Genomic DNA, 25250 nt, shown 5'->3' with positions numbered 1-25250 from the left:
CCGCGGCCGCCAGGCGACCGGACATCACGGACGGAGCGCTGCGGCCTCCTCCTCGGCGTCCTCGAGCTCCTCGATCTCGCGCTCCCAGGCGTCCTTGGCGAGCCGGAACCAGAGGAACACGGCGAAGCACGCGAAGACGACCCACTCGGCCGCGTAGAAGATGTTCAACCAGTTGAGCTGGATCTCCTGGCTGGGCGCGGGCGACGAGATGGGCTCGAGTCCGTCGACGGCGACGTCGTCCACGACGAACGCGCTGAACACCCGCAGGCCGTCGGCGTCGTTCCAGCGGTTCAGCAGTGCGGCGACCGACATGTTGTCGAGGTCGGTCGGTGCGGCGTCCGCTGCCGGCTCCTCCGGGCCCTCCGGCGGGTTCAGCCGCCCTTCGAGCTCGACGGCGCCGGTGGGGGCGTCAGCGTTCAACGCCTCGGCGACGCGGTCGGCGGTCTCGCGGTCCTTCGTCCAGCCGAGCGCGACCGCGAGACCGGCCTGGTCCGGGCGGTCCGTCGCGAGGTGGCCCGTCACCCAGTACCCGAGCGTGCCGTCGTTCACCCGGTTGCCCACCACGAGGTAGTCCTCCGGCACCCAGGTTCCCGACACGCTCACCCGCTGACCGGCGTCGGCCTCTCGGATCCCGACACCCGGTTCGAGGACGTCCGCGAGCGGCCTGACCGACTCGGTCTCGGTCGGCACCACCTGCCCGGATTCGATGGCGCGTGCGAGCTGCCACTGCCCGAGCGCGGCGAACGCGCCCGCGACGGCGAGACAGAGGACGAGGACGCCGATCCACCGGGGACGCAGCATGACGGAGCGGAGCGTCGGACGGACCTGTCCGTGGTTGTCGGGGCCTGGTGCCGACGGGGCGGTGCTAGTAATCGGGCTCTCGCTTTCGTGCTGGTGGTTCCTGGTCGTTCATCGCCTGTTCGACGAGTCGGTCGATGGCCGCCTGATCGGTGTCGGCGGGCGTCGTGTCCTGGTCGTCGCCCGCACCCTCGACGAGCGCGATGGCCTCCTCCGCCGTCGTGTCGACCTGCTCCGCTCGGCGCGCCTTCCGGCGACGCGGACGCAGGATGACGGCGCCGATCTGCTCGGAGCGACCGGCGACGATCGGGCCCATCACGGCCATGATGAGCACGTAGAGCCCGGCGAACGGCTGGATGAGCGGATTGAGCCCGGCGCTCAGCGAGAGCGTCGCGAGGATGAGGGCGAACTCGCCGCGATTCTGCAGGATGACCGCGGCGTTGATCCCAGCTTGCGGCCCGAGTCCGTTGAGCCAGGCGACGAACTGACCGGCCAGGACGTTGAGGACCACCGTCATGAGGACGGCGAGGAGCACCGGGACGAGGACGCTGCCGAACTTCGTCGCGTCGAGCGCGAGCCCGAAGTTCAGGAAGAAGAACGCACCGAACACGTCGCGGAGCGGGATCGCGATCTGCTCGATCTTGTTGCGGAACCGGGTGGCACCGAGGACCAGGCCGATGAGGAACGCGCCGATCGCGTCGGTGACTCCCAGGAGCTCGCCGATGCCGCCGAACGCGACCGCGAGGCCGAAGAACAGGATCGTGAAGAGCTCGTCGTCCTTGGTGCGGAACAGCCGCGACACGAACCGTCCGCCGAACCGGGCGATCGCGAACATCACGAGGATGAACGTGAAGGCGATCGCGAGCTTGCCGATGACGGGCCACACCTCGGTCTCGCCGCTCAGGACGACACCGACGATGGCGAGGTAGATGGCGATGAAGATGTCCTCCACCACGGTGACGCCCAGGATCATGGGCGTCTCGTCGTTCGTCAGCCGTTTGAGCTCGATGAGGAGCTTCGTGACGATCGCGCTCGAGCTCGTCGCCGTGATGCCGGCGATGATGAGCGCCTCCCGTGTGCCCCACCCGACCAGGAACCCGAACACGAGCCCGGCGGCCATGTTGACGAGGATGTAGGAGCCGCCGGAGACGATGAGCTTTCCGGCGTTGCCGAAGAACTCGTCCTGATCGAACTCCAGGCCGAGGTTGAACAGCAGGAGCACGAGGCCGAAGACGGCGATGAGTTCGATCTGCGCGCTGGCGAAGTCGAGCGGGAACCAGCCCGTGTACGGACTCGCGAGCAGGCCGACGAGCATGTAGACGGGGATCGACGGGAGGCCGATCAGCTTGCCGAGGCGGCCGAGGATGTAGGCGATGACGAACAGGACGCCGAGGATGAGCAGATCCTGGCCGAGGTGGGGGTTGTCGGTCGCGGCGTGCAGCATGCCTACCCTCCGGGCGGAGCGTCGACGGCGACCTTCTTGACGGCGCCCGAACGGAAGTAGGCGAAGGCCTTGGCGACCTTCTCGGGACTGCCCGCGACGACGAGGGTGTCTCCCGGGAAGACCCGGAAGTCCGCAGCAGGGGCCGGGTTGGCGGAGTCGCCGCGCACGACGGCGACGACGGTCAGCCCGACCATGCCCTTCTCGGCGGGGTTGCCGAGCGGCTGCCCGGCGATGTGGTCTTCGTAGTCGACGGTGAACCAGTCGATGCTGAGTCCGGGGATCTGGTCGAGCGCGCTGAGCGACTCGGTGATCTGCGTGCCACCGAGGAGTTCGGCCAGCGTGTGCGCCTCGTCCTCGTTGAGCCGGAGCGACACCTTGCCGGCATCGGCACCGTCCTCGTGATCGGCGAAGGTGATGAGGTCGCTGTGGCCGGACCGGTGGGCGATGACGCCGACCTTGCCGCCGTCGTCCGTGACGAAGGTGTGGAGCACACCGACCCCGGGAAGTTTGACCCGCCGAACATCCACCATGGCTGTACTCCTCAGGCTTGTTGTGGCAGTCCTCCTAGTCTATCCGCCACACCTGGCCCGCTCGCCCGAGGCGCCCGCAGCCGTTGCGCTGCGGGCGATCACCGCCGGTTCAGGCCCCTGGGACGATGTCCGGTGCCTCCAGGCGCACGCGGTCGGCGGCCTCGTCGTTCGGCTGCTCCTGCGAGGCCCGCTCCGCTGCGACGCGCGTGAGGTAGTAGGAGACCTCCTTCTCGATGCGCTCCTCGTCCCACCCCAGGACTCCACCCATGAGCTTCGCCGCGACCGGGGCCGCCGAGACACCGCGGTCCCAGGCCTCGATGGAGATGCGCGTCCGACGGGCGAGGACGTCGTCGAGGTGGAGGGCACCCTCGTGGGAGGCCGCGTAGACGACTTCCGCCCCGATGTAGTCGTCCGCCCCCGGCAGCGCTTCGGCGAGCGTCGGGTCCTCCTTGATGAGGTCGAGCAGTTCGTCCGTCAGCACGCCGTAGCGGTTCAGCAGGTGCTCGATGCGAGCAGTGTGCACCCCGAAGGCCCGCGCGATCTTGCCACGCTTGTTCCAGGCCGCCTGGTACCCCTCGGCTCCGAGCAGTGCGATGTTCTCCGTCGCGCTGGCCGGGATCTTGCCGTCGAGTGCGTCCACCGCGGCGTCGATCGCGTCCTTCGCCATGACCCGGTAGGTGGTCCACTTGCCGCCGGCGATGACCACGAGACCGGGCACGGAGTGCGCGACGAGGTGCTCGCGAGAGAGCTTCGACGTCTGCTCCGATTCGCCGGCCAGCAGCGGACGGAGGCCGGCGTAGACGCCCTCGACGTCCTCTCGGGTCAGCGGCACGGCGAGGATCGTGTTGACGTGGTCGAGCAGGTAGTCGATGTCGGCCGCGGTCGCCGCCGGGTGCGCCTTGTCGAGGTGCCAGTCCGTGTCGGTCGTGCCGATGAGCCAGTGCCGGCCCCACGGGATGACGAAGAGGACGCTCTTCTCCGTGCGCAGCAGGAGACCCATGTTCGACTGGAAGCGGTCGCGCGGGACGACGAGGTGGATGCCCTTCGACGCGCGGACCTTGAACTGGCCCCGCTCCCCCACCATCGACTGCGTGTCGTCGGTCCACACCCCGGTCGCGTTGACGACCTGCTTGGCACGGATCTCGAAGCGCTCGTCGGTCTGCAGGTCGTGCGCCTTGACGCCCACGACGCGCTGTCCGACCTTGACGAACCCCTCGACCCGCACGCGGCTCGCGACGTGCGCGCCGTAGGCCGACGCCGTCCGCGCGAGTGACGAGACGTACCGGGCGTCGTCGACCTGGGCGTCGTAGTAGGTGAGTCCGCCCACGAACGCGTCCGACTTGAGGCTCGGGATCGAGGTCAGGACCTGACGCTTGGACAGGTGCCGGTGGTGCGGGACGCCGGGCGGACGGCCACCGCTCCAGCTGAAGAGGTCGTAGAGCAGCATGCCGGCGCCGATGTAGAGGCGCTCGAAGACCGGCTTGTTGAGCGGGTACAGGAACCGGACCGGCTTCACCAGGTGCGGCGCGATGCGCTGCAGCAGCAACCCGCGCTCGATGAGCGCCTCTCGGACGAGTCGGAAGTCGAGTTGTTCGAGGTAGCGGATACCGCCGTGCACGAGCTTCGAGGACCGGCTCGAGGTGCCGCTCGCCCAGTCACGCGCCTCGAGCAGACCGGTGCTCAGACCGCGCGTGACGGCGTCGAGCGCAGCACCGGTGCCCACGATGCCACCACCGACGACGAGGATGTCGAGCTCTTTCGACTTCAACGCTTCGATCGCGGCGTCGCGCTCCTCCATCCCCAGCTTGGTGGAACGTGACACGTTGTTGTGGGTGGTGGCCATCGTCGAACTCCGCTCGCTGGAACCGCCCTCGCGATGATCCTGCCGGAGGCAGGTGCTCGTCCACGAGGCTCTGCCTCAGAGGCTAGTCGGCGCGATGCGACCCGACAACCGCTTGCGGAAGCGACTCGCTTCCGGCAGGGCTAGGCGCCCTGGTACGGCGCGACGACGACCTCGACCCGCTGGAACTCCTTGAGGTCGGAGTAGCCGGTGGTGGCCATCGAGCGACGGAGCGCGCCGATGAGGTTGGCCGTGCCGTCCGACTTCGGCGACGGGCCGTAGAGGATCTCCTCGAGGGTCGCGACGGTGCCGACCTCGACACGGCGACCGCGCGGCAGGTGCAGGTGGTGCGCCTCGGCACCCCAGTGCCAGCCACCGCCGGGTGCGTCCGTGGCGCGGGCCAATGCGGTCCCGAGCATGACGGCGTCGGCACCCATCGCGACGGCCTTGACGATGTCGCCCGAGGTCCCGAGACCGCCGTCGGCGATGACGTGCACGTAGCGGCCGCCGGACTCGTCGAGGTAGTCGCGACGCGCACCGGCGACGTCGGCCACGGCGGTCGCCATCGGGGCGTGGATGCCGAGCGAGGCCCGCGTGGTGGAGGCCGCACCGCCACCGAAGCCGACGAGCACACCGGCCGCCCCGGTCCGCATGAGGTGCAGGGCCGCGGTGTACGTGGCCGCGCCACCGACGATCACGGGGACGTCGAGCTCGTAGATGAACTTCTTGAGGTTGAGCGGCTCCTGGTTCTTGGAGACGTGCTCGGCGGACACGGTGGTGCCGCGGATGACGAAGAGGTCGACCCCTGCGGCGACGACCGTCTCGTAGAGCTCCTGCGTGCGCTGCGGCGAGAGGGCGGCGGCGACGGTGACTCCGGCCGCGCGGATCTCGGCGAGCCGGGCCGTGACGAGTTCGGGCTTGATGGGCTCCGAGTAGATCTCCTGCATGCGCGCGGTCGCGCGGCCGACCGGCAACGACCGGATCTCGGCGAGCAGCGGCTCAGGGTCTTCGTACCGCGTCCAGAGGCCCTCGAGGTCGAGGACGCCGACGCCGCCGAGCTGGCCCATCATGATCGCGGTCGTCGGCGAGACGACGGAGTCCATCGGTGCTGCGAGCACCGGGATCTCGAACTGGTAGGCGTCGATCGACCAGGACACCGAGACGTCCTGTGGGTCGCGGGTCCGCCGCGACGGGACGACGGCGATGTCGTCGAACGCGTAGGCGCGCCGTGCGCGCTTTGACCGGCCGATCTCAATATCCATGCTCACCGCACCAGCCTACCGGTCAGGTCGCACGTGGACCGTGTCCAGGGCACACACCCAGTGGTGCAGGTGATATATGTGAGGATTACGTCGCTGTCTGGAGCGGATGTGAACGGTGAAGAGGATGACATGGACGGTCGGCCTGGAAGCGCTCGGCGACTTCTTCCTCGGCGGGAACGACGTCAGGAGAGACGCTCGCGTATCCCTCGAATCATGCGGACGAGCATCTTCTTCGGCGCCGCGACGTTCGCGATCATCGCCGTGATCAACCGTTTCGACGTCGCGGCTTCTGTCCTGGGCGCGATCGTCTTGGCGCTGGTCGCCATCGCGGCGTGGGCAGTGCTGAGACGTATCGACCACCGACTGGGGCGCTGACCTGATACGCCGACGGTCCGGCAGGCGGAAGCCTGCCGGACCGTCGGCGTTCGTGCGGGTGCTTACTTGCGGTAGTTGGGCGCCTCGACGACGATCTGCACGTCGTGCGGGTGCGACTCCTTGAGGCCCGCGGAGGTGATGCGGACGAACTTGCCCTTGGCCTTCAGCTCGCCGATGTTGCGCGCGCCGACGTAGAACATGGACTGACGCAGCCCGCCGATGAGCTGGTACGCGACGGCCGACACCGGGCCGCGGTAGGGCACCTGGCCCTCGATGCCCTCGGGGATCAGCTTGTCGTCGCTCGGCACGTCGGCCTGGAAGTAGCGGTCCTTCGAGTACGAGGTCTTCTCGCCTCGCGTCTGCATGGCTCCGAGCGATCCCATACCGCGGTAGTTCTTGAACTGCTTGCCGCCCACGAACACGAGGTCGCCGGGGCTCTCGTCGGTGCCGGCGAGGAGCGAGCCGAGCATGACGGTGTCGGCACCCGCGACGAGTGCCTTCGCGATGTCGCCCGAGTACTGCAGACCGCCGTCGGCGATGACCGGGACGTTCGCCTCGCGCGCCGCGAGCGACGCCTCGTAGACGGCGGTGACCTGCGGGACACCGACACCGGCGACGACGCGCGTGGTGCAGATGGAACCCGGACCGACGCCGACCTTGATCGCGTCCGCGCCGGCCTCGATGAGGGCCTGCGCGCCGGAGCGGGTCGCGACGTTGCCGCCGATGACGTCGACACCGGCGAACGCCGGGTCGGCCTTGAGCTTGCGGATGATGTCGAGCACGCCGGCACTCTCACCGTTGGCAGTGTCTACCACGATGACGTCGACGCCGGCGTCGAGCAGCTGGCCCGCACGGGACCAGGCGTCGCCGAAGAAGCCGATGGCCGCACCGACCCGCAGACGACCCGTGTCGTCCTTCGTGGCCAGCGGGTACTTCTCGCTCTTGTCGAAGTCCTTGACGGTGATGAGGCCCTTGAGCTTGCCCGCCTCGTCGACGAGGGGCAGCTTCTCGATGCGGTGCTGCGCGAGGAGCGCCATCACCGCGTTGCGGTCGGTGCCGACGGGAGCGGTCACGAGACCGGTGCTCGTCATGACCTCGCTGACGCGGGTCGTGGCCTTCTCGAACGGCGACACGAAGCGCATGTCGCGGTTCGTGATGATGCCGACGAGCACACCCTTGTCGTCGACGACCGGGAGGCCCGAGATGCGGAACTGGCCGCACAGTTCGTCGACCTCGGCGACGGTGGCGTCGGCCGTGGTGGTGATCGGGTTCGTGATCATGCCCGACTCGCTCCGCTTCACGCGGTCGACCTGTTCGGCCTGGTCGGAGATCGACAGGTTGCGGTGCAGGATGCCGATGCCGCCCTCGCGAGCCATCGCGATCGCCATGCGGGCCTCGGTCACGGTGTCCATCGCGCTCGACAGCAGCGGCGTGTTCACGGTGATCCGCTTCGTCAGGCGGGACGAGGTCTCCGCCTCGCTCGGGATGACGTCGGTGTGCCCGGGCAGCAGCAGCACATCGTCATACGTGAGTCCTACGAATCCGAACGGATCAGGCTGGTCCATTTATCCCTCTCATAGCCACGAACACACCGGAGAAACGCAGACCTGCCGGTATCACCATCGTAACCGAGCAGGGCCTACCCCTATTCCACGATCCCGACAAATCGATGCGGAGAAATACGCACGGGCGAAACATGTAGGCAATAATCAGGTTCTATCGTCGAACAGCGTTGTCCGACGCAGGAGAACGGTCCACGGAAGTGGCCCGGCACTGGAGGTGCAGTGAAGTTCGCTGGAACGACCCGAAACCCGAGACTGGCACGGAGATTCGTGCTCCTCATCGCCCTGTTGTTCGGGGCCATCACCCTCACGTCCGTCATGAGCGCCGTCCCGGCCCATGCTGACGAGGTGGGCGAGGAGTACGACTTCTACTTCGCTGGGAACGTCAAGTACGACGACAAACCACTCGAAGGCGTGAACATCACGGTCGACGGCAACGGCTACAAGGCCGATGTCGACACCGACGCCGACGGCAAGTGGAAGATCGGCGTCCCCGAGAAAGGTACGTACAAGGTAACGCTCGACGAGGAGACCCTCCCGAAGGGCGTCATCGTCGCCGAGGGCGGCTCGACCATCGAGGCCGAGTTCGGTCTCACCCAATCGAAGTCGGTGAACTTCTTCCTCGGCGAGGGCGTCCGCGTCACCGTCAGCTTCTGGGATCAACTCGCAGAACGACTCGTCAACGGCCTGAACTTCGGGCTCATGCTGGCCCTCGCTGCCATCGGAGCCTCCCTGGTGTTCGGCACCACCGGACTCAGCAACTTCGCCCACGCGGAGATGGTGACCTTCGGCGCGATCATGGCGCTCGTGTTCGGGGTGTTCCTGCAATGGCCGATCTGGTTGGCCATCATCATCGCCCTCGCGTTGAGTGCCGCGTTCGGCTTCGCGCTCGACGCCGGCATCTGGAGACCCTTGAGACGCAAGGGCGTCGGCATCGTGCAGGTGATGATCGTCTCGATCGGCCTGTCGCTGGCGCTCCGCTACGTCTTCCTCTACTTCGTCGGCGGCGGCACGTTCCAGCTGCCCGGTTCGGGAGAGGAGAACATCAAGCTGTTCGGCACGGTCTCGCTCAGCGTCACCGACATGATCAGCATGGCGGTCAGCGTCGTGGTGCTCCTCGGTGTGGCCTGGTGGCTCATCAAGACGAAGACCGGCAAGGCGACGCGAGCCATCTCGGACAACCCGAGCCTCGCAGCGGCCAGCGGCATCGACGTCGACCGCGTGGTCCGCATCGTCTGGATCCTCGCAGCGACCCTCGCCGGCCTCTCCGGCATCCTGTGGGCGTACTTCCGACCGGGCATCAAGTGGGACATGGGAGCGCAGCTGCTCCTCCTCATCTTCGCGGCCATCACCCTCGGCGGGCTCGGAACCGCCTTCGGCGCCATGGTCGGCGCCCTCATCATCGGCATCCTCGTCGAGGTCTCGACGCTCTGGATCCCGTCTGACATCAAGTACGTCGGCGCCCTCGTGGTGCTCATCGCGGTGCTCCTCGTGAGACCGCAGGGCATCCTCGGACGTCGCGAGAGAATCGGTTAGGGGCACGCGCATGGACTGGGGAAGCATTCTCTCGAACACGCTCGCTTGGGTCATCAGCCCGGAGACGATCGCGTACGCGCTCGCAGCACTCGGCTTGGCCGTGCACTTCGGCTACGGCGGTCTGTTGAACTTCGGTATGGCGGGGTTCATGGCGCTCGGCGCCTACGGCTACGCCATCTCGATCCTGAGCTTCAACCTCCCGTGGTGGGCGGGCATCATCGTCGGCTGTCTGGCCTCGGTGGTCTTCGCCTTCATCCTCGGCATCCCGACCCTGCGACTGCGGGCGGACTATCTGGCCATCGTCACCATCGCGGCGGCCGAGATCGTCCGACTCCTCTTCACCACGCAGGTCTTCGACGAGTTCACGAACTCGGCCGACGGACTCGGTAACTACCACGCAGGGTTCCGGGCCGCGAACCCGATCCCGGAGGGCATCTACGGCTTCGGCCCGTGGGAGCTCAACGCGAACCAGTGGTGGGTTCGGATCTTCGGCATCCTGCTGCTCGCCGTCGCCGCCCTCCTCGTGTTCCTCCTCATGCGCAGCCCGTGGGGCCGTGTGCTGAAGGGCATCCGCGAGGATGAGGACGCCGTGCGCGCCCTCGGCAAGAACGTGTTCGCCTACAAGATGCAGGCGCTCGTCGTCGGTGGTGTCTTCGGCGCACTCGGCGGGGTGGTGCTGGCACTCCCCTCCGCGGTCGTGCCGAGCGTGTACGTCACGAGTCTCACCTTCTTCATCTGGACGATCCTCCTCCTCGGTGGAGCCGCGACGGTCTTCGGGCCGCTGCTCGGCTCGGTGATCTTCTGGGTGATCATGGCGTTCCTCTCGAACGTCCTCCCGGCGCTCGTGAAGGCGGACGTCCTGCCGTTCATGAGCTCGACGCAGGCGTCGACGCTCCGCTACGTGCTGGTCGGTGTCGCGCTCATGCTGATCGTCATCTTCAGGCCGCAAGGCATCCTCGGAAACAAGAAGGAGCTGACCTTTGTCAAGTAACAGCTCACCCACCTCGCGACCGGTCAAGACCACCGGCCTCCACGTCGGCGAGATCGTCCCGGGCGTCAAGAAGGTCGACCCGATCCTCATCGCGGACCAGGTCACCCGGACCTTCGGCGGCCTGCAGGCGGTGAACGTCGAGCACCTCGAGGTGCCCCGCAACGCGATCACCGCCCTCATCGGCCCGAACGGTGCCGGTAAGACCACGCTGTTCAACCTGCTGACCGGCTTCGACAAGCCGAACACCGGGACGTGGAACTTCGACGGCAAGAGCCTCGGGGGCGTCCCGGCGTTCAAGGTCGCCCGCATGGGTCAGGTCCGGACCTTCCAGCTGACGAAGGCGCTCGGCCTGCTCACGGTGCTCGAGAACATGAAGCTCGGCGCGACCGGCCAGACCGGGGAGGGCATCTTCTCCAGCCTCGTGAAGCCGCTCTGGCGGAAGCAGGAGGAGGACCTCGAGGTCAAGGCGATGGACCTCCTGCGTCGCTTCAAGCTCGACACGAAGCGTGACGACTACGCCGCCAGCCTCTCCGGTGGGCAGCGGAAGCTCCTCGAGATGGCGCGGGCGCTCATGAGCGACCCGAAGCTCGTCATGCTCGACGAGCCGATGGCCGGCGTCAACCCGGCGCTCACGCAGTCCCTGCTCGACCACATCCTGGCGCTGAAGGACGAGGGCATGACCGTGCTGTTCGTCGAGCACGACATGCAGATGGTCCGGCACATCGCCGACTGGGTGGTCGTCATGGCCGAGGGTCGCGTCGTCGCCGAGGGCCCGCCAGACACCGTCATGGAGGATCCCGCCGTCATCGACGCCTACCTCGGGAGCCACCAGGACGTCGACCTCGGGGTCGTGACCGGCAGGATCGCCGGAGAGGACAGCGCTGCGGCCGAGGAGCTGCTCGCCGAGATCGAGGACGAACGGCTCGCGGCTGGTGCCGAGCCGGAGGAGGAACGGAAATGAGCGACGTGAAGGGTGCGCCGGTCGGTGGCACCGCGGTCAAGACCGCCGAGATGGTCGTGGAGGTCACCGATCTGACCGCCGGGTACCTCCCCGGCGTGAACATCCTGAACAGTGCCAACCTGACCGCCCGGAAGGGCGAGCTCATCGGCATCATCGGACCGAACGGTGCGGGGAAGTCGACGCTGTTGAAGGCGATCTTCGGTCAGGTGAAGGTGCGCAGCGGACAGGTGCTGCTGAACGGCGAGGACATCACGGGGCTCCGGGCGAACAAGCTCGTGGCCCGCGGCGTCGGGTTCGTCCCGCAGACGAACAACGTGTTCCCGAGCCTCACCATCGAGGACAACCTCAAGATGGGGCTGTTCCAGAAGCCGAAGCAGTACAACGAACGCCTCGAGTTCGTCACCGGGATCTTCAGCGAACTCGGCAAGCGGCTCAAGCAGCGCGCCGGTTCACTGTCGGGTGGTGAGCGCCAGATGGTCGCGATGTCGCGGGCCCTCATGATGGATCCGCACGTGCTGCTCCTCGACGAGCCGTCCGCGGGATTGTCGCCGGTGCGCCAGGACGACGCGTTCATCCGGGTCTCGGACATCAACAAGGCCGGCGTCACCACGATCATGGTGGAGCAGAACGCACGTCGCTGTCTGCAGATCTGCGACCGCGGGTACGTGCTCGACCAGGGTCGTGACGCCTACACCGGGACGGGCCGCGAGCTCCTCTCGGATGACAAGGTGATCGGCCTCTACCTGGGCACGCTCGGCCAGGACGAGGACTGATCAGGGCGATCCCCACTCGCGGGTCGGCGGGTACTTCGGTACCCTCGAACATGCTCGTCCCGGCCGCGTGCCGAGCGACGGGCCAGAAGCCACCGGATCCCGACCGGTGAACGAACCACAACTCCTCCCTCCCCCGAGGGGCACCGTCGTACCAAGACGGCCTCCTGAGACGGGGACGGAGGAGTTGTGCATTCCCCCTCCTCCGCCTTTCGCCAGCGCGGTGCGCTGACGCGAGCGCGGTCCTGGCGCGTGAGCGCGGGTCTCCGGAGGCGCGCGCTCACGCGCTGGACCCGCGCTCACGCCGAATCCCCGCCCCCGCGGCACAGCGACCCGCGCTGAGGCCAACGACCCGCGCTGGCGTCAGCGCACCGCGCTGGGTACCACTCCACCCTCGCTCCACCGGAGGCTGGATGGGAGCAGTTCTCCACATCGCTTCCACGACACGAGGTGACGGCGGAGGCGAACGGGCACGGTGAGGCGATGGAATCCTTCGATCTCAACCTGCTCCTCCGCCCGAACGGACTCCTCCTCGTCCGCGACGCACGTCGGGTCGGTGCCGAGCGCCTGGTGAGCGCCGCCCACCGCGACGGCGACCTGGTGCGTCTGCGGAAGGGCATCTACGTCCCTGAACCGATATGGAGTTCCCTGTCCCCCGATGACCGCTACCGGGTCCGGATCGATGCGGCGGCCGTCGCGCTCCGCAAGGACGCTCTGTTCAGCCACTACTCGGCGGCGCGGTTGTGGGGACTTCCGATCGTGGGTCCGTGGCCTCCCGAGGTGCACACGCTGACGAGCGGTGATCGCGGAGGGCGTTCGGCCCCCGGCATCATCCGTCACACGACGCAGGGCTCCGTCGCCCGACGGATGCGGTACGGGCTCGCGGTCACGGACCCGGCACGGACCGTCGTCGATCTCGCTCGGATCGCCCGCCTCGAGGACGCCGTCGCCGTCGCCGACGCTGCCCTCCGGCTCAAGCTCACCGACGAGACGGTGCTCCGCTCGCTCGCACGAGACCTGCCGGGCCGTCGGGGAGGACGGCAGGTGCGCTTTGCGATCGAATTCGCGGACCCCCTCGCCGCGAACGGTGGCGAATCGAAGATGCGGGTCGTGATCGCGCAGCTCGGTTTCGCCCTGCCGGTGCTCCAGCAGGCGTTCTCCGACGCGGACGGACCAGTCGGTGTGGTCGATGCGGTCTGGCCGGACGAGCGCATCATCCTCGAACTCGACGGCCGGCAGAAGTATGTGCGGGAGGAGTTCACGCAAGGACGGGACGTGGCCGACATCGTCCTGGCGGAGAAGCATCGGGAGGATCGGCTGCGCGCGCTCGGCTACACGGTCGTCCGCGCCACCTGGGAGGACCTCGTCCATCCGAGCCGGCTCGCCGCGAAGCTCGAACGCGCGGGACTGCAACGCGCGTTCCGTTGACTCGGGCGCCCAACTGGTCGCTGTCAGCGCGGTGCGCCGACGTGACCGCGCCGCACCCTCCGTCAGCGCGGTGCGCTGGCAGGCGCCCCGTCGCCAGCGCGGTGCGTCGGCGTGAGCGCGACCCGCTGTGCCGCATGGGCTCGGAATCGGCGTGAGCGCGCCGCAGGCGCGTGGGCGCGGGTCTCTGGAGACCCGCGCTCACGCGCTGGACCCGCGCTCGCGTCAGCGCACCGCGCTGGCACCGCCACACACGGCGCAACACTCAGGGCAGCGGTCAGAGATACGGCCGGGCACGACGAAGGCCCCGGATCACTCCGGGGCCTCGTCAGTCGCGTGGGCGACTAGTTGGTGCGGGTGTACTTGTTGTCGTCACCGTACTGGTAGATACCGATGGTCGCCTCGGTCGGGTCACCGTTCTCGTCGAACGTGATCGGACCGGAGTTGCCGTCGTAGTCGATCTTCTTGCCGTCGGCGATGGCCTTCGCACCCTCTTCGAAGGTGGTCACCTTCTCGCCCTTGTCCTTGCCACCGGACACGGACTGGAGCTGGGCCGCCATGTCGGCACCCTCGGTCGAACCGGCCTGCAGCGCCGCGAGGGCGAGCAGGATGACGGCGTCGTAGGATTCAGCCGCGTAGCTGTAGTCCTTCAGCGGCTCGCCGCCCTCGTCCTTCACGAACGCCTGGAGGCGGTCGGTGAAGTCACCGAGCTTCGCGGTGTCGAGACCGGGCAGCGTGCCCTTGGCGCCCGTCAGGGTGCCCGGAGCGAAGTCCGCGCTGTAGTCGGCGAGGTTGCCGTCGACGAAGTAGAGCTTGTCCGAGGGGAAGCCGGCGAGACCGGGGACGATCGTCTTGGTCTCCTCGAACGCGATGATCGCGATCGCGTCGGGGTTCTCCGCCTTGACCGCGCTGATCTGCGCGTCGAACGAGGTGTCACCGGTGTTGTACGACTGCTCGGCGACCACTTCACCGCCGGCGCTCTCGAACGCCTCCTTGGTGAACTTCGCGAGGCCGGTGCCGTAGGAGTCGTTCAGGTAGATGATGCCGAGGGTGGCGTTGCCGTCCTCCGCGATCAGGTTCCCGAGGACCTCGCCCTGCAGCACGTCGGACGGCGCCGTCCGCCAGTAGAGACCGTTGTCGTCCCACGTCGTGAAGTCCGCGGAGGTGTTCGCCGGGGAGAACTGGATGACGCCTGCGCCGGTGACTTCGTCGATGAAGAGCTTCGACACACCCGAGGACGCTGCACCGATGATGGCCGTGACGCCCTCGGAGAGCAGACGGGGGACCTCGGTCGCGTACGCCTTGTTGTCGGAGTCACCCGAGTCGCCGAGCGTCAGGTCGATCTTGATGCCGAGGTCGGCGTCGTTGACCTCCTTGACCGCGAGACCGACACCGGCCTCCTCGGGCGGGCCGAGGAACGCGAGGTTACCGGTCTGCGGCAACGCCGTGCCGAGCTTCAGGGTCAGGTCGCCAGCAGGCTTGCTGCTGCTGCCGCTGTCGCCGCTACCACTTGAGGCGCAACCGCTCAGAACCAGCGCGCTGGCTCCGATCAGTGCGATACCACCGAGAACGATGGAACGTGGGCGGGAGCGAGCGGCCGTGGCCTTCGAAAAGACGCTCATGGTACTCCTTGCTTGTCAGAAGAGTGGCAGCTCCAGGGGCTGCCGTTGAGTCAAGTTATCCGCTGCACGTGCGCTGGACAATGTCGTTGACGTTACAAGCGTGTAACACGACCAAATCGTTACCTCAGGAGGGCCAGTTTCGCGCTTTTCCTGCAGTGGTCGCGCGATCAGCGCTGGAATCCGCTGTTCAGACCCTCATCGAGCGGCGCCGTTCGGCCCCGGCGGCCCGACGACCCCGGGTGGAGGCGACGAGCATGTCGACGGTGAGGATCGCGAGCGCCAGCCACACGAGACCGAAGCCCAACCAGCGCTCCGGCGGCATCGCCTCGTGCAGGACCGCGACACCGACGACGAACTGGATGATCGGTGCGAAGTACTGGATGAAACCCATCCAGGTGAGCGGGAGGCGGCGGGCCGCCGCCGCGAACAGCAGGAGCGGGACGGCGGTGATGACGCCGGCGCCGACGAGCAGCAGGGCGTGCCCGACGCCCGCGGTGCCGATGGTCAGCCCACCGGTCACGCCGACCGCGATGAGCTGGGCGATCGCGACCGGCATCAGCCACACGGTCTCGAGCGTCAACCCGGACACGGCGTCGACCGAGCCGCCCACCAGTTTCTTGATGTAGCCGTAGAGGCCGAACGAGAAGGCCAGGATGAGGGCGATCCAGGGGACGCTGCCGTGTCCGATCGCGAGGACCAGGACCGCGATCACGCTCACGACCACCGCGGCCCACTGGGCTGGACGCAGCCGCTCGCGGAGGAAGAAGACGCCGAGGAAGACGGTCACGATCGGGTTGATGAAGTACCCGAGCGACGCCTCGACCACTTGGCCGTTGAGCGCACCGTAGACGTAGGTCTGCCAGTTGACGTAGATGAGCGCTCCGGCGAGGCCCATCGTGAGCACGATGCGGCGCTGGCGGAGGATGCCGAACAGCCGACGCCAGGAACGGGTCGCCAGGATGAGGACGGCGCAGAAGACGAGGGAGAAGAGGATCCGCCACGCCACCACCTCGAAGGCGCCGGCCGGTGCGAGGGCGATGAAGTAGAGCGGGAGCGCTCCCCAGAGGCAGTAGGCGGCGACCGCCGAGAGCAGTCCGGACCGGCTCCCCTGCTGGGGTACGGCCACGCTCGCACGTCGATCCCCTCCCCCGTCGACGGTGACGGGGTGGATGTCGACGTCGGCTGGATCGCTGGGGTTCTGCACTGGTCCAGGCTAGACCCGCGACTCCCCGCGACACCCTCCGGAAACGGACACAGCCCGAACGGCGAATGCCATTCGGGCTGTTGAGCGGCCTGAGCCGCCGGATCCGTGCGCTGGTGACTAGCGGACGACGACTGCGAGGACGTCGCGCGCGGACAGGACGAGGTAGTCCTCACCGGCGTACTTGACCTCGGTGCCACCGTACTTGGAGTAGATCACCTTGTCGCCGACGGCGACGTCGAGCGGGACGCGGTTGCCGTTGTCGTCGATGCGACCGGGTCCGACCGCCACGACCTCGCCCTCCTGGGGCTTCTCCTTGGCGGTGTCGGGGATGACCAGACCGGAAGCGGTGGTCTGCTCTGCCTCGACCTGCTTGATGACGATGCGATCCTCGAGCGGCTTGATGGAGACCGACACGGTTGACCTCTTTCTTGAAACGAAGACGTGGTTAGCACTCACACTGCGAGAGTGCTGATTCCAGTGTAGGCATGTTCTGGCACTCATGCAATGCGAGTGCCAATCAGCGACTGCTACCGTTGCCGGATGCATCCAGCTCCGCCCGAGGCCCGCTGACCATGGACCGTTCGGAACTCGTCGAACTCCTCACGGCCGACGGCCTCAGGCTCCTCGACTCCCTCCCGCCCTTACCCGACGAAGGACGAGGCCGTCCGCCTGGTCGGGCGCCTGCGCAAGGAGGGCCACTCCCCCGAGCTGGTCGCGGCGGTCCTCACGCAGTCGCGATTGAGGCAGAAGGCTGTCGGCAAGTTCGGACCGTTCGCCGGCCGCATGCTGTTCACCGAGGCCGGGCTCGAACAGGCCACACGCCTTCCCGTCGCCGCGCTGCACGCCGGGCGGTTCGCCCGGGCCGGCCTCACGCGCATCGCCGACCTCGGCAGCGGCATCGGCGCCGACTCGATGGCCATGGCCTCGCTCGACCTGGAGGTCACGGCGGTCGACATCGACGAGGTCACCGCGGCCATCGCCAGCTACAACCTCGCTCCGTTCCCCACGGCGACCGTGCGGAACGCCGCCGCCGAAGACGTCTCCCTCGACGACTTCGACGCGGTCTGGTTCGATCCCGCGCGGCGCACCGCAGGACACGCCGACACCGCGCGGCTGTCGAGTGCCGCCGACTACACCCCGTCCCTCGACCTGGTCTTCGGTGCGGCGACCCGCCTTCCCACAGGCGTCAAGCTCGGGCCCGGATTCGACCGCTCCCTCATCCCCGACGACGCCGAGGCGCAGTGGGTGTCGGTCGACGGACAGCTCGTCGAGATGGCGCTCTGGTTCGGCCCGCTGGCCCGTCCGGATGTCCGACGGTCCGCGCTCCTCCTCGCGGACGGCGTCCACCACGAGTTGCACGCCGAGGCCGACGCCGACGACGCCCCGGTGCGGGAGCTCGGCGACTACGTGCACGAACCCGACGGATCCGTGATCCGGGCCCGACTCATCGGCGACCTCGCCATCCGGTTGGAGGCCGGCATGCTCGGCCAGGGCATCGCCTACCTGACCTCCGACACCGCGACGAGCTCGCCGTTCGCCACGACCTTCCGGGTGCTCGAACGGCTGCCGATGGACGAGAAGGTCCTCAAGCGCACGATGCGTGATCGCGGGATCGGCGTCCTCGAGATCAAGAAACGCGGCGTCGACGTCGACCCCGCGGCGTTCCGGAAGCGCCTCGCGCTCAAGGGCGACGGCTCGGCCACGATCATCCTCACGAGGATCGCCGGCAAACACAGTGCGCTGCTCGTCGAACGGGTGACGCCGGCCACCGACGCCTGACCCGACGGCCTCCGCCGGGCCGCAGCGCCCCGAGGAGGATCAGGTCGAGACGTACCCGATGATCACGACGACGCTGTAGACGAGCCAGCCGACCGAGCAGGCGAGGCCGACGAACCCGGTCACGAGGCCGGTGAGGGCGCGACCTCGGCCCTGCGGCTCGCGACGCCTGGCTCCGAACCCGAGCACGATCGCGGCGATCGACAGGGGGAAGCCCCAACCGACGAAGACCGACACGACGAGCCCGACGACACCGGTGATGAGCGACCAGGTGCTCCGCGAGGTCCCGGTCGACGCGGCAGGGGTCTGCGTCTGCGACTGCTGGTACGCGGCGTAGCCACCCTGGCTCGGCGCCTGGTAGACCGCCGTCGGCACCGTCTGGAGATAGGTCGCGTGATCGCCCTGCCAACCCGCCGGAGGCGCCGAGGGGGACGACCCCTGCTGGGCAGGGCGCGTCGGCGGCGTGACGGGCGCGCCGGCGCCGCGCTGCCAATCCGTGGGCGGCGGGGAGGCCTGACCCTGAGGCTGGTACGGCTGTTGGGCCTGGGCCTGAGGCTGGTACGGCTGCTGCTGGCCCTGGGGCTGAGGCTGATACGGCTGCTGCTGGCCCTGCGGCGCGACGCCGGCCTGCTGGGAGGGCTGTGGCGGCTGGTACGGCGACCAGGGCTGCTGGGCTGCTGGGGCTGGGGCTGCTGCCCCCACGGCTGCTGCGGCTGCCCGTTCGGCTGCTCGGCCTGCGGCGGGCGCGACTGCCCGTCCACCGCACCGTCCTGGTGCTGAGGTCGTCCGTCGGGGTGCTCGTGCTGATCCATCGCCGCTCCTTCGATCCGTGACCGGGTACCGGCCCATCCTATGCGCCGACGTCCGCGCACCCGGTCGACGGCCGCGAGACGGCTCGTCGAGCGGTCAGTGCACCTGGATCTCGGTGACCGGCAGGGTCGAGTCGGCGCCGAAGTCGAGCGAGGACGGCTCGTGTCCGGCGGAGATGAGCTGCGCGGCGAGCGCGGCGATCATCGCGCCGTTGTCGGTGCACAGCTGCAACGGCGGGATGCGGAGTTCGATCCCGGCCGAGGCGGTGCGTTCGGCTGCCACCTCGCGGAGCCGTGCGTTCGCGATGACACCGCCCCCCAGCAGCAGGCGGGGCACACCGAGCTCGGTGCACGCCTTGACCGCCTTCGAGACGAGCACGTCGACGACGGCCTCGCGGAAGCTGGCGGCGACGTCCGCGACGGGGACCGGCTCCCCCGCGTCCTGCTTCGCCTCGACCCAGCGTGCCACGGCCGTCTTCAGGCCGGAGAAGGAGAAGTCGTAGCGATGCCGCTCCATGTCCTTCGGCAGGCTGAGTCCGCGGGGGAAGCGGATCGCCTTCGGGTCGCCGCCGACGGCCGCCCGGTCGATCTGCGGCCCGCCCGGGTAGGGCAGACCCAGGATGCGCGCGACCTTGTCGAAGGCCTCGCCCGCCGCGTCGTCGATGGTCTCGCCGAGCAGTTCGACATCCGACACGAGGTCCCGCACGAGGAGCAGCGAGGTGTGCCCGCCGGACACGAGCAGGGCGATCGTCGGGTACTCGATCGTCCCGTCTTCGGAGTCGAGGACGTCCGCGCCGACGTGACCGACGAGGTGGTTCACGGCGTACAGCGGTTTGCCGAGGGACACGGCGAGCGCCTTCGCTGCGCCGACGCCGACCATGAGTGCGCCGGACAGGCCGGGGCCACTCGTCACCGCGACGGCGTCGAGGTCGGCCAACGCGATGCCGGCCTCGGCGAGCGCCGCCGTGAGCGTGGGCTCGAGCGCCTCGAGGTGGGCGCGTGCGGCGACCTCCGGGACGACGCCGCCGTACCGTGCGTGCTCGTCCATGCTCGAGGCGATGGTGTTCGCCAGCAGGTGGTGTCCGCGGACGATGCCGATCCCGGTCTCGTCGCAGCTCGTCTCGATGCCGAGGACGAGCGGTTCTGCACGGTTCACGCGATGCTCCCGGGGTGCTGGTCGGTCGGGTCGAGCGGGGACTGCCCGTGGGCGGGCATGGGTGGCCTCGGCTGGACCGTGAGTCGCATGACGATGGCGTCGACGTCGTCCGGCTGGTAGTAGCCGGGGCGGACGCCGAGTTCCTCGAAGCCGAGACTCCGGTACAGTGCGATCGCCACGGGGTTGTCGGCCCTGACCTCGAGGAACACCTGGGTGACGTCCTGCTGCCGGGCCTGCTCGATGAGCGCCTGCATGAGGAGTCGTCCGAGCCCTCGTCCTCTGGCGTGCCCGGCGACGGCGATGGTCTGGATGTCGGCGTCGTCGGACCGGGACGGTGCGAAGAGACCGCCGTAGCCGGCGAGTGTCGCGTCGTCGGCGTCGACCTCCGTCGCGACGAGGTAGTAGCCGTGCGGCGACGACAGTTCGGCGCGCATCATGTCCGCCGACCACGCGTCGTTCACGAAAACGGTGTGCTCGAGCTCCATGATCGCGTCGAGGTCGGCGACACCGGCGCGGCGCAGCGACCAGCTCACGCCGTCACCCGCTTGGCGCCCGCTGACATCGTGACGTCGGGCGAGCGGAGGTACAACGGCTCCTCCCCCGCGAATCGCGCCATCGGTGGCGAGGAGTGCGGCGGCGACCTGTCCCAGTGCCCCGGCGGGGACGACCAGCGCGTCGAGGCGCGCGGATTCGGAGGTCGGCAGCTCGTCGGGTTTCGCCAGGGCCGGCCCTTGCACGCGGACCGGGAGGCCGGCTGCGTCGAGTCCGGCGTAGCTGGTCCAGTAGCGTTCGCGACGGCGGGCATCCGTGACCACGAGGAGCGTGGCGTCGGCTGCGGCGGAACCGGAACGGTAGGCGTCGAGCGCGATCGCGTCGTGGCTCACCACGGGGTGCACCGGGAGGCCTGCGCCGATCCCGAAGCTGCGGGCCGCGGCGATCCCGATCCGGAGTCCGGTGAACGGCCCTGGTCCCATACCCGCGACCAGCCCGGTGAGCGCGGCGACCTCGATCCCGGCGTCGTCGAGGCATCCGGCGATGAGCGTCCCGATGACCTCGGCGTGCCGCATCGGGTCGTCGGAGGACCGTTCGGCCAGCACCTCGCCACCCAGGGTGACGACGGCGACGCTCGAACCCGCGGATGTATCGATCGCCAACAGCACGTCGTCCAGCCTACCCGGCGTCGATGGCGGGGTGCCGCGAGAGCGTGAGGGTCCGGCGCTCGATCGGCTCCTCACCGGCGTCGTCCGTCGCGGGCTCGTCGCCGGCTCCGGTCGGACGCTCGATGACGAGCTCGAACCACGTGGGGACCACGCCGTCGAGTAACCCGGCTCCCCACTCCACGACGACGACGGACCGGGCGAAGTCGATGTCGAGGTCGTCGAGTTCGAGCGCCGAGCCGAGCCGGTAGGCGTCCACGTGGACGAGCGGCGGACCGCCGACGAGGCTCGGGTGCGTCCTGGCGAGCACGAAGGTGGGGCTGGTGACGGGGCCGCGGACGCCGAGTCCCTCGCCGATCCCTCGCGTGAGGGTCGTCTTGCCCGCTCCGAGCGGCCCGGTCAGGACCAGGAGCTGCCCTGCACGCAGTTCGGCGCCGAGCCGGACGCCGTACGCGTGCATCTCTTCGGGCGTCGCCACCTCGACGGTGCCCGGGGTGAGGACGTGATCGGTCATGACCGCTCCCCGGTCGTCCGGACCACGCGCGGCCCGATGCGGGTGACGAGTTCGTAGTTGATGGTGCCGGCGGCCTCCGCCCACTCCTCGACGCGCGGCGCGCCGGACGCCGGATCGCCGAAGAGCACGGCGTCGTCACCCACCGCGACCGCGTCGTCGCCGACGTCGACGACGAACTGGTCCATCGCGATCCGCCCGGACACCCGGTAGCGGCGTCCGTTGATCATGACCGGACCGGCGTTCGAGGCGCTCCGCGGCACACCGTCGGCGTATCCGAGCGGGATGAGGGCGAGCGTCGTCGCCGTGCTGGTCCGGTAGCTGTAGTCGTAGGACACCCCGGCGCCCGGTTCGACCCGACGCACGGCGGCGACCGTCGCCCGGAGGGTCATGACGGGCCGGAGGCCGAAGGCGTCGGCCGAGCGGCCGGCGTCGTCGGTGGGTTCGAAGGGCGAGAGACCGTACACGGCGAGTCCGAGGCGGACGGCGTCGTAGCGGAGGGACGGCTCGCCGAGCGCTGCCGCCGACGCGGCGAGGTGCAGACTCCGCGGAGCGAGACCGGCCTCCGTGGCGAGGGCCACACCGCGCTCGAAGCGGACGGCGGCGGCCCGGTCGTCGTCGGTGGAGGTGTTGGAGACGTGCGAGAACAGCCCGTCGACCCGGACGAGCCCGGCGGCCTCGGCGGCTGCGGCGGCTTGGAAGAGCTCCGGCCAGTCGGCTTCGGCCGCGCCGTTCCGGCTGAGCCCGGTCTCGAGTTTGAACTGGACGACCGGCACGACGGACGGCCGATCCCGAGCGGCCTCGATCACGCGGTCGAGCTGCGCGACCGACGACAGACCGAGGTCGATCCCGGCGTCGAGTGCGGCGCCGAAGGCGGCCTGCGGGCCGTGCAGCCAGGCGAGGATCGGTGCCGTGATCCCGGCGGCACGCAGCGCGACGCCCTCCGTGATGTCGGCGACGCCCAGGCGATCGGCCCCGGCCTCGACCGCCGCGCGGGCGATCGCCTCGGCACCGTGCCCGTAGGCGTCGGCCTTGACGACGACGATGAGTTCACCGACGCCGGTCAGCTCGCGCAGACGACGGACGTTGTGGCGCAGGGCGTCGAGGTCGATGATCGCCTCGCGGGTCGGTCGCTCGTCGTGCTCGGACACGGGCGTCATCCCTCCCGCTCCGCGACGACGAACGCGACGGCGACCCCGGCGTCGTGGGTCATGGTCAGGTGCATGCTCGTGATCCCCCGCTCGGCCACGACACCCGCCGTGACGCCGGACAGCGCGAAGTCGGGCTTCCCCTCCGGGCCGTTCACGATCGCCATCTCCTGCCACCGGATACCGTCCGAGGAACCCAGTGCTTTGATGAGCGCCTCCTTGGCGGCGAACCGTCCGGCGAGGGACCGCAGCGGGAGGTCGCGTTCCGACGGGACGAAGAGCCTGGCCAGCAGGTTCGGGGTGCGCGTGATCGCCCGTTCGAACCGTGCGAGGTCGACCAGGTCCACCCCGATGCCGATGATCATCCCTCTACTCTACGGCCGTCCTGCGCGGCCCGGTGGCCCGCTCGACGGGCCACCTCGGACCCCGCGGACCGCCCCTACTCGACCGTGACGGACTTCGCGAGGTTGCGCGGCTGGTCGACGTCGAGGCCCTTCGCCGTCGCGAGCTCCATCGCGAAGATGTGCAGCGGGATGACGGCGAGCAGGGGCTCGAACAGCGGACCGGCGAGCGGGATCGGGATGACCTCGTCGGCCGAGGGCAGGACGGCGGCGTCGCCCTGCTCCGCGATCGCGATGACCCGGGCACCACGTGCGCGGATCTCCTCGATGGTCGAGATGACCTTCGGGTGCAGGATCGCCGAGCCACGTGGGCTCGGGACGACGACGAAGACGGGCTGGCCCGGCTCGATCAGGGCGATCGGGCCGTGCTTGAGCTCGCCACCGGCGAAGCCTTCAGCGTGGATGTACGCGAGCTCCTTGAGCTTCAGCGCACCCTCGAGCGCGATCGGGTACCCGACGTGGCGACCGAGGAAGAGCACCGCGCGGGAGTCGGCCATCCAGTGGGCGAGCTGCGCGATCTTCTCGGAGGCGCCGAGGATGCTGGCGATCTTGTCGGGCACGGCCTGCAGCTCCTCGACCTGCGACGCCAGGAACTGCGGAGTCTGGGTGCCGCGGACCCGCGCGAGGTGCAGCCCGAACAGGTACAGCGCCGTGATCTGAGCGGTGAACGCCTTCGTGGACGCGACCGCGACCTCGGGCCCCGCGTGGGTGTACACCACGGCGTCCGACTCGCGCGCGATCGTGGCGCCCTGGGTGTTGCAGATCGACAGGGTCTTCGCGCCGGACTCGCTCGCGAAACGCACCGCCATGAGCGTGTCCATGGTCTCGCCCGACTGGCTCACCGAGATGACGAGCGTGCGCGCGTCGATGACCGGGTCGCGGTAGCGGAACTCGTGGCTCAGCTCGACGGTGACCGGGATCCCGGCCCAGCGCTCGATCGCGTAGGTGCCGACCGTGCCCGCGTAGGCGGCGGTGCCACACGCGATGATCACGATGCGGTTGATGTCGACGAAGAGCTCGTCGAGACCGGCGAGTTCGGGGATGACGACCTGGCCGCCCTCGACCCGTCCGCGGATCGTGTTCGCGACCGCGTCGGGCTCCTCGCTGATCTCCTTCGCCATGAAGCTCGACCAGCCGCCCTTGTCGGCCGCCGAAGCGTCCCACTGGATCTCGAACGGCTCGGTCACGACGTGGTTGCCGGAGAAGTCGGTGACCGTCACGTCGTCGGGCGTGATGACGACCATCTGGTCCTGGCCGATCGCGACCGCGCGCTGGGTGTACTGCACGAACGCGGCGACGTCCGACCCGAGGAAGTTCTCGCCGTCGCCGAGCCCGATGACGAGCGGCGAGTTCCGACGCGCACCGATGACGACGCCGGGCAGGTCCTGGTGCATGGCGAGCAGCGTGAAGGCGCCGTCCAGGCGAGCGACGACACGACGGAAGGCCTCGGTGAGGTCGCCGGTGGAACGGTACTCGCGGCCGATGAGCACGGCGGCGATCTCGGTGTCGGTGTCGCTCTCGAAGGTGAAGCCGTCTGCGAGGAGCTCTGCGCGCAGCTCGGCGAAGTTCTCGATGATGCCGTTGTGGATGAGCGCGAGGCGTCCTTCGTCACCGAGGTGCGGGTGCGCGTTGCGGTCCGTCGGTCCACCATGGGTCGCCCAACGGGTGTGACCGATACCGGTCGAGCCCGGCGCGATGGGGTTCGCGGCGAGGTCCTCGGTGAGGACGGCCAGCTTCCCGGCGCGCTTCCGGGTGTTCAGCGAACCCGTCGCGTCGAGCACGGCGATCCCGGCGGAGTCGTACCCCCGGTACTCGAGCCGCTTGAGTCCGCCCATGAGGACGTCCACCGTCTTGTCGTTCCCGACGTACCCTACGATTCCACACATGTAGAGCAGCATAATCGGGCGATTTTGCGAGGATCCTGCACCAACCTCGAGGTGCCGGCGCTCAGCCTCGGAGCAGGACGGTCTTG

The 25250-nt window shown here is 68.9% G+C and carries 22 protein-coding genes and 1 pseudogene; 7 read left to right on the top strand and 16 right to left on the bottom strand.

The window, feature by feature from the left end; translation table 11 throughout:
• Positions 1–24: 24 nt before the first annotated feature.
• From AC5JOC_RS05665 to AC5JOC_RS05645, 5 genes are all read right to left on the bottom strand, one after another.
• The gene (locus tag AC5JOC_RS05665; protein WP_079001734.1) at positions 25–801 is read right to left on the bottom strand and encodes an SURF1 family protein; all 777 of its coding nucleotides are present in this window, start codon (positions 799–801) and stop codon (positions 25–27) included.
• 64 nt (positions 802–865) lie between these two features.
• Complete coding sequence (locus AC5JOC_RS05660; protein ID WP_079705280.1) at positions 866–2242, bottom strand: cation:proton antiporter; 1377 nt, start codon at positions 2240–2242, stop codon at positions 866–868.
• 2 nt (positions 2243–2244) lie between these two features.
• Complete coding sequence (locus AC5JOC_RS05655) at positions 2245–2772, bottom strand: cation:proton antiporter regulatory subunit (protein WP_056008027.1); 528 nt, start codon at positions 2770–2772, stop codon at positions 2245–2247.
• 109 nt (positions 2773–2881) lie between these two features.
• Complete coding sequence (locus tag AC5JOC_RS05650) at positions 2882–4615, bottom strand: glycerol-3-phosphate dehydrogenase/oxidase (RefSeq protein ID WP_191940639.1); 1734 nt, start codon at positions 4613–4615, stop codon at positions 2882–2884.
• A 140-nt stretch (positions 4616–4755) separates the two neighbouring features.
• Positions 4756–5874, bottom strand: a complete 1119-nt coding sequence (locus AC5JOC_RS05645) for a GuaB3 family IMP dehydrogenase-related protein (RefSeq protein ID WP_064296664.1) — start codon at positions 5872–5874, stop codon at positions 4756–4758.
• Between the two features lie 213 nt (positions 5875–6087).
• Here AC5JOC_RS05645 and AC5JOC_RS05640 point away from each other — a divergent pair, with 213 nt between their 5' ends.
• Positions 6088–6249, top strand: a complete 162-nt coding sequence (locus tag AC5JOC_RS05640) for a hypothetical protein (protein ID WP_192004681.1) — start codon at positions 6088–6090, stop codon at positions 6247–6249.
• 62 nt (positions 6250–6311) lie between these two features.
• Here AC5JOC_RS05640 and guaB read toward each other — a convergent pair whose 3' ends face one another.
• The gene (gene guaB, locus AC5JOC_RS05635; RefSeq protein ID WP_079705279.1) at positions 6312–7814 is read right to left on the bottom strand and encodes an IMP dehydrogenase; all 1503 of its coding nucleotides are present in this window, start codon (positions 7812–7814) and stop codon (positions 6312–6314) included.
• A 315-nt stretch (positions 7815–8129) separates the two neighbouring features.
• Between guaB and AC5JOC_RS05630 the strand changes: the two genes are divergently transcribed.
• The 5 genes from AC5JOC_RS05630 (at position 8130) to AC5JOC_RS05610 (ending at position 13497) form a co-directional block, all read left to right on the top strand.
• Complete coding sequence (locus AC5JOC_RS05630; RefSeq protein ID WP_079706237.1) at positions 8130–9347, top strand: branched-chain amino acid ABC transporter permease; 1218 nt, start codon at positions 8130–8132, stop codon at positions 9345–9347.
• Between the two features lie 10 nt (positions 9348–9357).
• Entirely contained in the window at positions 9358–10338 is a 981-nt protein-coding gene (locus AC5JOC_RS05625; protein ID WP_124768833.1) for a branched-chain amino acid ABC transporter permease, read from the top strand.
• Positions 10328–11299 (top strand): ABC transporter ATP-binding protein, encoded by a 972-nt coding sequence (locus AC5JOC_RS05620; protein ID WP_064296668.1) that lies wholly within the window; start codon positions 10328–10330, stop codon positions 11297–11299. Before AC5JOC_RS05625 ends, AC5JOC_RS05620 begins: the two co-directional genes overlap by 11 nt.
• Entirely contained in the window at positions 11296–12072 is a 777-nt protein-coding gene (locus AC5JOC_RS05615; protein ID WP_064296669.1) for an ABC transporter ATP-binding protein, read from the top strand. The genes AC5JOC_RS05620 and AC5JOC_RS05615 overlap by 4 nt, the downstream gene beginning before the upstream one ends.
• Positions 12073–12552: 480 nt before the next feature.
• Complete coding sequence (locus tag AC5JOC_RS05610) at positions 12553–13497, top strand: hypothetical protein (RefSeq protein ID WP_192004679.1); 945 nt, start codon at positions 12553–12555, stop codon at positions 13495–13497.
• Positions 13498–13838: 341 nt separating this feature from the next.
• Here AC5JOC_RS05610 and AC5JOC_RS05605 read toward each other — a convergent pair whose 3' ends face one another.
• The 3 genes from AC5JOC_RS05605 to groES form a co-directional block, all read right to left on the bottom strand.
• Positions 13839–15116 carry an ABC transporter substrate-binding protein gene (locus AC5JOC_RS05605; RefSeq protein WP_079705276.1) on the bottom strand — a complete coding sequence of 426 codons (1278 nt, stop codon included), beginning with the start codon at positions 15114–15116 and terminating at the stop codon, positions 13839–13841.
• A gap of 187 nt (positions 15117–15303) precedes the next feature.
• The gene (gene rarD, locus AC5JOC_RS05600) at positions 15304–16242 is read right to left on the bottom strand and encodes an EamA family transporter RarD (protein ID WP_494245924.1); all 939 of its coding nucleotides are present in this window, start codon (positions 16240–16242) and stop codon (positions 15304–15306) included.
• Positions 16243–16437: 195 nt separating this feature from the next.
• Positions 16438–16734: a co-chaperone GroES gene (gene groES / locus AC5JOC_RS05595; protein ID WP_056008047.1), complete on the bottom strand. Its 297-nt coding sequence runs from the start codon at positions 16732–16734 to the stop codon at positions 16438–16440.
• 158 nt (positions 16735–16892) lie between these two features.
• On the opposite strand from groES, the pseudogene AC5JOC_RS05590 reads away from it, so the two are divergent.
• Positions 16893–18099, top strand: a pseudogene (locus AC5JOC_RS05590) (class I SAM-dependent methyltransferase).
• Between the two features lie 39 nt (positions 18100–18138).
• On the opposite strand, the gene AC5JOC_RS05585 reads toward AC5JOC_RS05590, so the two are convergent.
• From AC5JOC_RS05585 to glmS, 7 genes are all read right to left on the bottom strand, one after another.
• Entirely contained in the window at positions 18139–18798 is a 660-nt protein-coding gene (locus tag AC5JOC_RS05585; protein ID WP_494245723.1) for a DUF4190 domain-containing protein, read from the bottom strand.
• 204 nt (positions 18799–19002) lie between these two features.
• Positions 19003–20061: a tRNA (adenosine(37)-N6)-threonylcarbamoyltransferase complex transferase subunit TsaD gene (gene tsaD / locus AC5JOC_RS05580; protein ID WP_079705274.1), complete on the bottom strand. Its 1059-nt coding sequence runs from the start codon at positions 20059–20061 to the stop codon at positions 19003–19005.
• A complete protein-coding gene (tsaB, locus tag AC5JOC_RS05575; protein ID WP_494245721.1) occupies positions 20058–21221 on the bottom strand; it encodes a tRNA (adenosine(37)-N6)-threonylcarbamoyltransferase complex dimerization subunit type 1 TsaB in 1164 nt (387 codons plus the stop codon). Before tsaB ends, tsaD begins: the two co-directional genes overlap by 4 nt.
• A 10-nt stretch (positions 21222–21231) precedes the next feature.
• On the bottom strand, positions 21232–21732 hold the full coding sequence (tsaE, locus tag AC5JOC_RS05570; RefSeq protein WP_274499530.1) for a tRNA (adenosine(37)-N6)-threonylcarbamoyltransferase complex ATPase subunit type 1 TsaE: 501 nt from the start codon (positions 21730–21732) through the stop codon (positions 21232–21234).
• Entirely contained in the window at positions 21729–22889 is a 1161-nt protein-coding gene (gene alr, locus AC5JOC_RS05565) for an alanine racemase (protein WP_494245719.1), read from the bottom strand. The genes tsaE and alr overlap by 4 nt, the downstream gene beginning before the upstream one ends.
• A complete protein-coding gene (locus tag AC5JOC_RS05560; RefSeq protein ID WP_064296680.1) occupies positions 22886–23242 on the bottom strand; it encodes a holo-ACP synthase in 357 nt (118 codons plus the stop codon). The genes alr and AC5JOC_RS05560 overlap by 4 nt, the downstream gene beginning before the upstream one ends.
• A gap of 74 nt (positions 23243–23316) precedes the next feature.
• Entirely contained in the window at positions 23317–25164 is a 1848-nt protein-coding gene (gene glmS, locus AC5JOC_RS05555; RefSeq protein WP_494245717.1) for a glutamine--fructose-6-phosphate transaminase (isomerizing), read from the bottom strand.
• Positions 25165–25250 lie beyond the last annotated feature (86 nt).

This window comes from Plantibacter sp., assembly GCF_059073635.1.
This window is presented reverse-complemented; position numbering and strand designations above follow the sequence as displayed.